This is a genomic window from Gilliamella sp. M0320 (assembly GCF_016101635.1).
Taxonomy (GTDB): domain Bacteria; phylum Pseudomonadota; class Gammaproteobacteria; order Enterobacterales; family Orbaceae; genus Gilliamella; species Gilliamella apis.
On the sequence record NZ_JACFQD010000007.1, the window covers coordinates 38,559 to 50,228 of the forward strand.

The following is an 11,670-nucleotide window of genomic DNA, read 5'->3' on the forward strand; positions in this document are numbered from 1 at the left end:
TATGGTGGCTTTTTTTAATCTAATCAAATTATCTAGAAGCTCGTTTTAATATTATTTCTGTTGGTTGTTTTTGTAGATAAACCATTCTGGCAATTAACAGAAAAGCAGCAACAGCAAGCCCTGATATAATCCCTATCCAAAATCCTGCGGCACCAATTGGTTCCATCACTAGATCAGTTAAGCCTAATATGTAACCAACGGGTAAACCAACAACCCAATAAGACAGTAAAGTAATAAAAAATATGCTCTTAGTATCTTTATAACCACGTAATACATTACTTGCGACTACTTGTAAATAATCTGAAGCTTGATAGATGGCAAGTAAAATAATCAGTTGTAGACAGATGGTTATTACATCGATCTCATGAGTAAATATGGTTATTATTGGTGATCTAAAAATGACCAGAATTAATGCGACGATTACCGCTATCATGAAGGATATCGCTAAACTTATATAAGCAGTTTGCTTGGCTAGAATTGGTTTATTTTTACCCAATAAGTAACCGACACGAATACTGGTCGCCACGCCAAGAGATAATGGAATTGCAAATGTTAAACTACTAATAGTAAAGATAATTTGATGAGCCGCCACAGTTATTTGTCCGAGAGGGGCAATAAGTAAGGCAACTACAGCAAACAAGCTCATTTCAAAAAAGTAAGCAAGAGCTAAAGGTGTTCCTAATACCACTATCTTTTTAATGATGGAAAAATCAACAAGCTTTGTTAATGGCGTTTTACGAATATCACGTTGGCTAGCAGTAGTTAAGGTATATATACGGATTAAACCAAACATTAACCAGAAAATTATTGCTGCAGTAATGCCACAACCGACACCACCAAAAGCAGGTAAGCCTAATTTGCCATAAATTAAAACATAGTTAATTGGAATATTAGCAAGTAAGGCAATGAATATTATTACCATGGCGGGTTTTGTGTTAGATAAACCTTCACATTGATTGCGGTAAACTAAAAATAGTAGAAATGCTGGTACTCCCCACATAATTGCACGTAAAAATGAAACGGCAACTTCAATCATGTCTGGATCAATCGGATTATCAGCGGAACTTCTTAAGCTAATTATTTTATCTGAATGATATAAAATTAACATTATGATTACTGATAAAATTAATGCAATCACCACACCTTGCCGTGTATGATCGGCAACTTGCTCACGTTTAGCTGCACCATTTAAGTTTGATATAATAGGAGTTAATACAGTCAATAGACCTTGACCAAATAATACTGTGGGTAACCAAATTGATACCGCTATAGCGACACCTGATAAGGCTGTTTTACTGTAATTTCCAGCCATAATTGTATCAACAAACGTTATTGCTGTTTGTGATATTTGAGCAATCATGACAGGGATAGCTAAGGTAATTAAATTTTTAATTTCATTTCGATAATGTAATTTCATTGGTTATTTACTGTTGTACAGTTCCCCATAAATCGTATTCATCTGAATGTTCAATATTGACCTTAACAATATCGCCAACTTTAACCGTTTTTTCTTCATTTAGATAGACTACACCATCTATTTCCGGTGCATCAGCCATACTTCGTCCAATTGCACCTTCATCATCCACTTCATCGATAAGCACGGATAATGTTTTACCAATTTTGTTTTGTAGCTTACGGGTTGAAATTGTTTGTTGCAATTGCATAAACCGATGGAATCGTTCTTGTTTTATATGCTCCGGTATTTGATTGGCTAATTGATTAGCCGCAGCGCCTTCTACTGGACTATAAGGGAAACAACCGACACGATCTAATTGTGCTTGAGATAGAAAATCGAGTAGTAATTCAAAATCTTGTTCAGTTTCGCCTGGATAACCGACAATAAAAGTTGAACGCAGAGTGATTTCTGGACAAATATCTCGCCACTTATGAATTCTTTCAAGTGTTCTTTCAATGGTTCCCGGTCGTTTCATTGATTTTAATACAGTAGGGCTAGCATGTTGTAATGGTACATCCAAATAAGGTAAGATTTTGCCATCCGCCATTAAAGGAATTAAATTATCCACACTAGGGTAAGGATACATATAATGTAGTCGTACCCAAATACCAAGGCTAGATAATTGTTCACAAAGGGTATGAATATCGGTCTTTAACGGCATACCATTCCAAAAATTGGTCCGGTTTTTTATATCAATACCATAAGCTGATGTATCTTGGGCAATAACCAATAATTCTTTCACCCCACCATCAACCAAACGTTTTGCTTCATCAAGCACATTACCGATTGGTCGACTGATCATTTCGCCACGTAATGAAGGAATAATACAGAATGAACAACTATGGTTACAGCCTTCTGAGATTTTCAAATAAGCATAATGTTTTGGTGTTAGTTTTACCCCTTGTTCGGGTACTAAACTAGTAAATGGATTATAGGTAGGTTTAGGTGCATATTTATTAACATGCTCAAGTACAGCCTCATAACTGTGAGGTCCTGATATTTCAAGCACTTTAGGATGTACATCACGAATTTGATCTTCTTTAGCGCCAAGACAACCAGTCACAATGACTTTTCCATTTTCATTTAGCGCTTCGCCAATGGCTTCTAATGATTCTTGTACCGCGCTATCAATAAAGCCACAGGTGTTAACAATAACTAAATCAGCATTATCGTAGCTAGGTACAACTTGATAACCCTGAGTACGTAATTCAGTTAAAATTCGCTCAGAGTCAACTAAATTTTTAGGACAACCAAGGCTCACAAATCCGATAGTAGGGGATGATGTATTCATAATATTTATAGTAATTTAAAATTTATTGAGGTATTTATCGAGAATTTAAAAATTTGCCAATTTAGATTATGACAACAGGCGAGCATTTTAACATATTTAACTTGAACCAAATAAAAATTTTTAGCGCAGTTATCATCTATAAAAATATAATTTCTTATGGCATGTATGTAACATGCTATTTATTGTAAATAATTTGAAGTTTATATTTTAATTATTTGTAATAGGTAATATCGATAAACCTTATTCGACGGATCACTAATATTAATACCCTTTGCATCTATTTTTTTCCTTTCAACAGAGCTAATAATTTATATAAAGTAATATTAGGTAATGTTATAGGAGGGTTAGGTAATTCATATATGATCAAATCATTTTGTTCAATTATTTCTTTTGCATTATATTTTGAAACAATGTCCGATATTGATGCACCCCATGTTAAACCTAGCGGAGCATCACGTTCATGCGTGAACCATAAAAGAAAATAATACTGCAACTAACAATAGTTTTTTCATTAATGTTTACTCTCCTTACATTCAATTGGCGTGTAATAATAAATAATAAAAAACACTTATCAATCATTTGATGGGGGGAATATTCTGAGGAAGGACAAGGTAAATCTGTTAATCAAAAAGCCCTTATAATGATAAGGGCTTTTGTGAAAGGAAGTTAATTTATTATAAAAAAATCAATTTATTTTAATACATTAATTACTTCATCGATTTGACGATCTAAACTTTCAGCACCGCCACCAGATAAATACCAAAGGTCTGGTGTTAAATAAATAACTTCAGTTTTACTTTTTGCTAATACTTTTGCATTGAAGAAATCATTTTTCATCGCAGACTGGCCAATTGCTTTACTACGGTCTACAACATAAATAATATCTGGTTTAACTTTACTGATGTAATTATTATCAATAAAGGTTGGTTTTGGTTTACCAATACCGTTGGTCGGTTGTGGTGCTAATGGTACCGCACGTTTTACTTTTAACACATCATGAATTAATGCGGCACTAGAGCTTGCATTGATAAGGATCATTTTACCGTCATTATGAATAGCAACAATTGCTTTTTTATTACTTGCTTGAGCAACTAATTGTGCATTGCTTACTTTAGCATCTAATGATTGAATTAGATTGTTAGCTGTTTTTTCAGTACCAGTAATACTTGCTAATACATTGATATGATTTTTGGTCGATTCAAGGTAGTTTTTTGCATCAACGCTTAAATTAATTACTGGTGCGATTTTAGTAAATTCTTCCGTATGGCTTGCTTGTCGGCCGTCAATGATAATTAATTGCGGTTTAGCTTGTTTGATTGCATCAAGATTTGGTTCCTTCATATTACCTGTATCAGTAATAGTTGCATTTTTATATTGTTGAAGATAAGCCGGAAGTACAGAAAGCGGTGTTGCTGTTACAATTGATCCTTTACCTAAAGCATCTAATGTATCTAAGGCACCATAATTCATCACTACAACTTTATTTGGTGATTTAGGTACAACAACTGATTGTTTATTATCTGGATTTACTGTAATTGACGATTGACAACCAGTCAAACCTAACATTAACGCTGCTAAGCTACTTAATAATAGTTTTTTCTTAGTATTCATAATTAGTTCCTATATGTATGATGCAAATGATAACTATTATTGTTTAAAGGATTATGATTGTCTAGTAATAAATAATTTTTCGTAAGGATATTGATAATTATTCTCATATAGTATATTGTTACTCGCGGATTGCTTTGCAAAATATCAATATAATTAATAGGGTTATAACAATGAATACGAAGTTTAAGTTGGCTACACATGTCTTAAATACAAGTATTTTATTATCATTATCAGGTTTAGCGATGGCGGCTGATGATAAAAATACTGATACTATGGTGGTGACAGCATCAGGATTTTCACAACAAATTAAAGAGGCTCCGGCAACAATTTCGGTGATCACGCCGGAAGAAATTAGCAAAAAGCCTTATCGTGATGTCACCGATGCTCTGAAAGACATTCCTGGTGTCACCATAACTGGTGGTGGAGATTCGACCGATATTAGTATTCGTGGTATGGATGCCAAATATACATTATTATTAATTGATGGAAAAAAAGTTAGTACTCGTGAAACTAGACCAAATAGTGATAATTCTGGTTTCGAGCAAGGCTGGCTACCCCCATTAACTATTATTGAGCGTATCGAAGTTGTCCGTGGACCTATGTCTTCTTTATATGGTTCAGATGCTATGGGTGGGGTAGTTAATATCATTACTAAAAAAGTGTCCAACAAATGGCACGGTGGTTTAAGGGTTGAATCAATTGTGCCTTATCGTTCTGATGAGAAAAATACCTATGTAGGTAGTTTTTCAACGATGGGCCCAATTATTGATGATATTTTAGGTATTCAATTATTTGGCCAATACAGCAAACGTAGTGAAGATAATTTTTTAAATGGGCATTCAGGACAAAAATTACGCAGCCTAAATGGGAAAATATCACTTAATGCTACAGATACTCAGACATTTGATCTTGATTTTGGACGCTCTTTACAAAACAGTAATGCTTCAGGTGGTAAAACAAGACCAGTTAATCGCGGTGATTTTAATAGAGATAACCGTCGCAACTCTTTTGCTTTAACGCATAATGGTTTATTTGGCGATGTATCGACGACATCCTTTATTTCTCATGAAGGTAATAATAATCCAGAAAGAAAAATGAAAATTCGTAATACTAATGTTGACTCACGTGTGACAATTCCTTTCTCGATTAATATGTTAACTGCTGGTGGAGCATATACTTATCAAGAGCTTCATGATAGAGGTAATCAGTTAAACAAGACTCTAACAAAAATTGATCGTTGGAGTTATGCATTATTCGCTGAGGATGAAATAAGTATTTTTGATAACTGGAGTATAACGGCTGGTTTGCGTTATAACAAAGATGAAAACTATGGTAGCAACTGGAATCCAAGAGTCTATAGTGTCTGGAATATTGATGATAACTTTACCTTAAAGGGTGGTTATTCAACTGGATTTGCAACACCACAACTACGCCAAGTTGTTTCAGATTGGGGACAGGTTACAGGTGGATCTGGAACAGGTAACAAAGGAATGATAATGGGTAATCCCGATTTAAAACCTGAAAAAACGGATTCATTTGAAATAGGCGTTGGTTATACCAATGATTATGGTATTGATGCATCTGCAACAGCTTTTTATACTAAATATAAAGACAAAATCCAGTCTTATTATATTTGTCGTGGTAAAGCAGGATCAAGAAATTGCCGAATCAATGGTTATAAAGAAAAATTTGATTTTGTTCAAGGCCGTGAGAATGTAGATAAAGCCGATCTTAAAGGTTTAGAACTATCATTTAAAACACCATTGTTTACTGATTTCTTGCTAAGTTCTAACTATTCTTGGACTAAAACAGAACAAAAAACTGGTAAAAATAAAGGTAAACCTTTAAATCGTACACCTAAGCAAAAATTCAATACTCAGCTTGATTGGAATCTAACCCAACAATTGGATTTATGGACTAAAGTTGCTTATTACGGAGTGGAAACAACTACGGATCGTAGTGGCAAAAAGATTGAATATCCAGGTTATACCTTCTGGGATGTGGGTGCATCTTTCCAAATAAATCAAAATGCTAAGATTTATGGTGGTGTTTATAACTTATTTGATAGAGATGTTTCTAACGATGATTTCGGTAAAACCTTAGAAGGTCGTCGCTATTTTGTTGGTACTGAAATTAATTTCTAATTAGTGTTCATCATCAAAAAATGTAATTATAAATATTGAGTGGTTGTTAATACAGCCACTTTTTTATTTAATTAATTAACTATATATTAACATTTTAATTTATTAGTCATGATTGAGAATTACTTCACAAAAGGATTTTAAATAAGCATATGCCGAAATATGTCTATACGATTCTACTAGTTCTTGTATCTCTGCTAACCAGTTTGCCAGTATATGCTGTTATAGTATTAACTCGAATTAACTATGAAGATGGTTTCGACCCGTATGCAGCTATACTTGCAGTAGTTTCGCTTTTTGTTTTATGGCAAGTGTTTAAAATATGGTCAACATGGAAGGTTAAGCAATGGGAAAAAAAAGAACAGCAACAGAAGCTGCAAAAGAAAGCTGAAAGAGATCGATTATTTGCTGAGTCAAGAGCAAGAATGCGCTTAAAAAAACAATTAACTAAACAAAAATCACGAAAGAAAAAAACACCAGAAAAGTAATATCCGCTCTTAGTCGGTATTTATTCAGTTCAGCTAATTTTTTTCATGATTAAAAATTTGAGGAAAGGGGTTTTTAGCTTAATATAAATTGAAATTTCTTCATAATTATCATAAACAACCAATCATGTATATTTGTTCCATTCTTATCAAACTTAATAAAATATCATTTTTTATCTTATTGAATTAATTATTGGTCTTAATCCATGGCATGCTAGACGATTTTGTAATATATTATCTATCATAGCGCAAGAAGTTACTACAGTGTTGAAAGGCAAACTTGATGGTTTTATTTGAAGATAAACAAGAGTCGGAATTACTTACAGAAATTGCAGTTGCATACTATGAGTATGAACAAACTCAAGAAGAAATCGCTCAGCGATTTGGTCTTTCACGCATTAAAGTTGGTCGTTTGCTAAAAAAAGCTAGAGCAGAAGGAATCGTTGAAATAAGTGTTAAATATCATCCGATATTTAGTTCTCGCATTGAACAGCAATTTGTTAACCATTTTGGTATCAAACGAGCTTTAATTGCTTTAGATCATCAAGACGAAGAGGAGCAACGCAGACAAGTTGCTGCTCTGGTATCGAATTATCTGTCTAGTACTTTAAAAAATGGTATGACTGTTGCGGTGGGACAAGGGCGTAATGTCGCTGCTATTGCCAGCCATGTTGGTGTGTTTCCTGAAAAACAGTGTAAATTTATTTGTGGTATCGGTGGTACTCAGCGTGTCGGGGAAATTATTGATGCTGACCATATTAGTCGAAGTTTAGCCAGAAAATTTAGTGCAACTAGTGAGACTTTATACGCGCCAGCTTATGTAGAAAATCGTGAACTTAAACGTGCATTTATCCAAAATCGAGTTATTAAAGATACATTAGAAAGAGCGGCTAAAGCTGATATTGCTTTAGTTGGTATTGGCGATATGAATGAAAACTGTTATATGGTGCAATTGGGTTGGTTTACTCCACAAGAAGTGACCTATGCAACATTAAATCAAGGTGTGATTGGTGATATTGCTGGATATGGATTTTTTGATATCAATGGTAACCCCGTCGATACAAATATGAATGATCGAGTGATTGGTTTAAGTATTGAAGAATTACGCAATATTCCATGTGTTATTGCTATTGCTTCGGAAAATACTAAAGCAACCGCAATTTTAGGTGCACTACGTTCGGGCGTAATTGATATCATTGCGACAAGTGCTTCAAACGCTAGAACTATATTAAGTTTACAACAAAACAAAATCTAATTTAGCCAATAAGCTATTTGTAAACACATTACAAATAGCCTTGATTAATCTAAATCAAATTTAACTATAATAATCGTTTAATAATTCTATCCACTCTGATGCGGCTTAAACGTTTAATTAATTTATGTACCTGTTTTGGATAGAATTGGCTAGCTTGAATTTGTTGGAAATGGGTGACATGTGCTGTTTTTTCACGAATAGTTGTGAGTTCTTGTTTAATCTGTTGTTGTAATTCATGTTTAGGATCATGAACAAGTATGGCATTTTCCAGATCTAAACGCCAAGCTCTTGGATTAAGATTATTACCTGTAATCATCATCCACTCATCATCTACCCAAATCCCTTTTAAGTGATAAGTTTGATCAGCATCTTTCCATAATCGAATGATTAACTGTTCCTTATCAATATAATTTTGTAGCCGTTCAACAAAACGTCTTAAGTTTATTTCATACAAATAAGGTAATCCACCCGAGATATTAAAAGGTTGGTCTTCAGGAATATAAAAGTCATTAGCTACTTTGTCACCAATAATGATTTCAACTTGTTTACCTTTTCTTAATAGACGAATGATGTCACGCACTAATATATTAGGTAAGTTAAAATAAGGTGTGCAAAATGTGATTTTTTGTTCAGTCGTGTTTATTAGATGGTGAATAATTTTATTCAGTTGATTATTTCGGCCAAGACCTACAATTGGTGCTACGGATAAAGTGTCATTATCACTATTTCCCGTATATTGATAATTAACATCCATAAGATGTTGGCGTAGTTGTTTAATTTCTGACTTGATTTGTTTACGGGTTTTATGTTCACTAACATCTAACCGTTGAACGCCATCAAGTGGCAGAAAATTATCATTAACATAATTCACCATTGTATCCGCTAAAACTTTATTAGTGATAAAGTGATATCGATCATAACGGTATTTATCGAGTTTATATAAATAAACATTATTAATGCTAGCACCACTATAGATTACAGTGTCATCAATTATGAATCCTTTTAAGTGTAATACACCTAAAACTTCTCGACGATTAACTGGCACACCATAAACCGGAATATCAACAGATGGATGTTGTTGTTTCAAATCATAATAGTAACGCGCATTCGTTTTGGTTTTATCTTCACCAATTCGACCCCGTTGAGCACGATGCCAATCAACAAAAATTTTGATGTCTAAGTTTGGTTGGTGGGTTTTAGCTTGATAAAGCGCATCAAGAATCTCGCGACCAGCTTCATCTTGTTCTAAATAAAGGGCAACAATATAGATACGCTGTTGAGCTTTTTTTATCTGTTCAAGCAATGCAACTCTATAGGTTTTAGGATCATAAATAATCTGATATTGTTCAGCTTTCTGTTGAAGCTTGGCTAATTCGTTTAAATGTTTTTGATGATTATATTTTATAAAGGGTATTCGCATGTTCTAAATATCATTAAAACTGACACAAAGTGTAGAATACCACAATTTATGTCAGAAAATAATACTCCTATTATTTAGGGGTAACCTATAATTAAATTGATCGGTTAACTAACTCTATTATATACCTAAATATGCTTTAAGCTTGTTCATTAACCCATTGTTGAATAATTTTATAGCTTAAGGCTAAGACTACTGGGCCGATGAATAAACCCATAATTCCGAAGGCTAGAATTCCGCCAATTACGCCAAATAAGATAAGTAAGAAGGGGAGATCGGCGCCTTTCTTTATCAAATATGCTCGCATTACACTATCAAGGGTGGTCAAAATGATAGCCACAACAATTAAAACTATGCCTGATATAATATGCCCATCCCAAAATTGCCAAATGATACAACCTAACATGACAATAACAGGTCCAATTTGAGCAACGCAACAGATAAATAGAATTAGGGTTAAAATGCCTGGAAATGGCATTTTGGTAAAGATAAAACTCATTCCGCCAATTAATGCTAATGTAATAGCAGTGACAACTACACCTAATGCCACCGCTCGTATTGATTGGCCCGCTAAGGTAACTGTTGTAGTGCCATATTGTTTAGATAAACGATTCGCCAAAACATAAACATATTTAGTGATACTTTCTCCCTTAAGAAACAGTAATAAACTAAAAATGATCATGACACCGGCATGAAAAATAAAAACGCCAATATTGGTTACTTGCTCTAAAAGCCAACCAATCATGATGCCAATATAAGGTTGAATATCGGATATTAATTGTGAACCATCTGTTTTGATAAGCTCAAGCCATTTTTGGTGAACTTCTTCACCAAACATCGGAATATTGACCAACCAATCGAGGGTAGGTAATTCTCTATGCGATAACGTTCTAACCCATTCGACCAGATAATGACCATTTTGAGCAACACTACTAATTATTAAGATAAAAGGAATAACACAGACAAAGGCTAAAATTATCGCCATGACTAATAAAGATAACCAACGTTTATTAAAGAGTTTTTTTTGGATTTTGATCATTAATGGCCAAGTTGCAATAACCACCATTACCGCCCAAAAAAAGCCAAATAAAAATACTTCGACTACTCGATAAGTTAAAACAATTAGTAAGCCTATCAAAAGTAAATTAAGAATTAATTTTAATAAATCATCAGTTTTTTTTTCTGCTGGCATTTTTATCTCATATTCATTAATCTAGATAATGTTATTATACGCATTATGTTCTAAAAAGCATACGTTGACGTATTAAGTTAGACAATTTTATTGGAGAAATAATAATGAAAAAATTAGTATTATTAGCATTGATGAGTGTGGCATTATCTGCTTGCGCAAATACGCAAAAAGCCCCGCAAGAGGTTCAAAAACTAAATGAAATTGCTCCATATCCTGATGCAAAAGCCGGTTCTACTCGTTATGTTATTCATTTACCAAACTTAAAAGATGAAGTTAACGCTAAAGTAGAAATATTAATTGGTAAAGAGATGAATGTTGATTGCAATACTCAAAGTTTAGGTGGAGTTGTTAAAGAACAAGAGCTTAAAGGTTGGGGATATTCTTACTATGTTGTTGAAGAAGCTAAAGGTAGCATTTCTACAATGATGACTTGTCCTGAAGGCGCTAACGAAAATAAATTTGTTTCTATCAACCATAAGTTAGGTTTATTAAATTATAACAGCCGATTACCATTAGTATTCTACGTTCCAAACGATTTGACGGTTAAATATCGTGTATGGCAACCAGAAGCAAAAATTTTGCAAGCTAGCGCCGAATAAAAAAAGTAAATTAATTGTTAATAGCTCGCTAATAAAGGGTTGATTGATTAAAATCTAGTCACTCAGCCCACAATCTTAGAATATTTGACTTTTTAAGTGGACATCTGAAAAAAAAAAGGTATTTTATCCCTCGTAATGCAAGGTTAGCTCTACATGTTCATTAATTATATTAATGATTTGTGATTGCCTGATTACCTCGGTTTCACCATATTATTTAATGAGT

Annotated in this window: 9 protein-coding genes; 4 read left to right on the forward strand and 5 right to left on the reverse strand. The window is 33.6% G+C overall.

Annotated elements, in window-relative coordinates; all coding sequences use genetic code 11:
- Positions 1-28: 28 nt before the first annotated feature.
- The 3 genes from H3T83_RS09385 to H3T83_RS09395 all read right to left on the reverse strand — a co-directional run bounded on the left by H3T83_RS09385 (position 29) and on the right by H3T83_RS09395 (position 4,358).
- Positions 29-1,417 carry an MATE family efflux transporter gene (locus H3T83_RS09385; RefSeq protein ID WP_198215621.1) on the reverse strand — a complete coding sequence of 463 codons (1,389 nt, stop codon included), beginning with the start codon at positions 1,415-1,417 and terminating at the stop codon, positions 29-31.
- Positions 1,418-1,424: 7 nt separating this feature from the next.
- Positions 1,425-2,747, reverse strand: coding sequence for a 30S ribosomal protein S12 methylthiotransferase RimO (gene rimO / locus H3T83_RS09390; protein ID WP_198195416.1), 1,323 nt, complete (start codon positions 2,745-2,747; stop codon positions 1,425-1,427).
- 690 nt (positions 2,748-3,437) lie between these two features.
- Complete coding sequence (locus H3T83_RS09395; RefSeq protein WP_198215622.1) at positions 3,438-4,358, reverse strand: ABC transporter substrate-binding protein; 921 nt, start codon at positions 4,356-4,358, stop codon at positions 3,438-3,440.
- Between the two features lie 170 nt (positions 4,359-4,528).
- Between H3T83_RS09395 and H3T83_RS09400 the strand changes: the two genes are divergently transcribed.
- The 3 genes from H3T83_RS09400 (at position 4,529) to H3T83_RS09410 (ending at position 8,239) form a co-directional block, all read left to right on the forward strand.
- Positions 4,529-6,502, forward strand: a complete 1,974-nt coding sequence (locus H3T83_RS09400) for a TonB-dependent receptor domain-containing protein (RefSeq protein ID WP_198215623.1) — start codon at positions 4,529-4,531, stop codon at positions 6,500-6,502.
- A 149-nt stretch (positions 6,503-6,651) separates the two neighbouring features.
- On the forward strand, positions 6,652-6,987 hold the full coding sequence (locus tag H3T83_RS09405; protein WP_198215624.1) for a hypothetical protein: 336 nt from the start codon (positions 6,652-6,654) through the stop codon (positions 6,985-6,987).
- 280 nt (positions 6,988-7,267) lie between these two features.
- Positions 7,268-8,239: a sugar-binding transcriptional regulator gene (locus tag H3T83_RS09410; RefSeq protein ID WP_198215625.1), complete on the forward strand. Its 972-nt coding sequence runs from the start codon at positions 7,268-7,270 to the stop codon at positions 8,237-8,239.
- A 64-nt stretch (positions 8,240-8,303) separates the two neighbouring features.
- Here the strand turns inward: H3T83_RS09410 and pssA are convergent, their stop codons facing one another.
- Together pssA and ydiK are read right to left on the reverse strand one after the other, a co-directional pair.
- Complete coding sequence (gene pssA / locus H3T83_RS09415; protein WP_198215626.1) at positions 8,304-9,659, reverse strand: CDP-diacylglycerol--serine O-phosphatidyltransferase; 1,356 nt, start codon at positions 9,657-9,659, stop codon at positions 8,304-8,306.
- A gap of 136 nt (positions 9,660-9,795) precedes the next feature.
- Positions 9,796-10,848, reverse strand: coding sequence for an AI-2E family transporter YdiK (ydiK, locus tag H3T83_RS09420; protein WP_065579181.1), 1,053 nt, complete (start codon positions 10,846-10,848; stop codon positions 9,796-9,798).
- A gap of 104 nt (positions 10,849-10,952) precedes the next feature.
- On the opposite strand from ydiK, the gene eco reads away from it, so the two are divergent.
- The gene (gene eco, locus H3T83_RS09425; RefSeq protein ID WP_198215627.1) at positions 10,953-11,447 is read left to right on the forward strand and encodes a serine protease inhibitor ecotin; all 495 of its coding nucleotides are present in this window, start codon (positions 10,953-10,955) and stop codon (positions 11,445-11,447) included.
- Positions 11,448-11,670 lie beyond the last annotated feature (223 nt).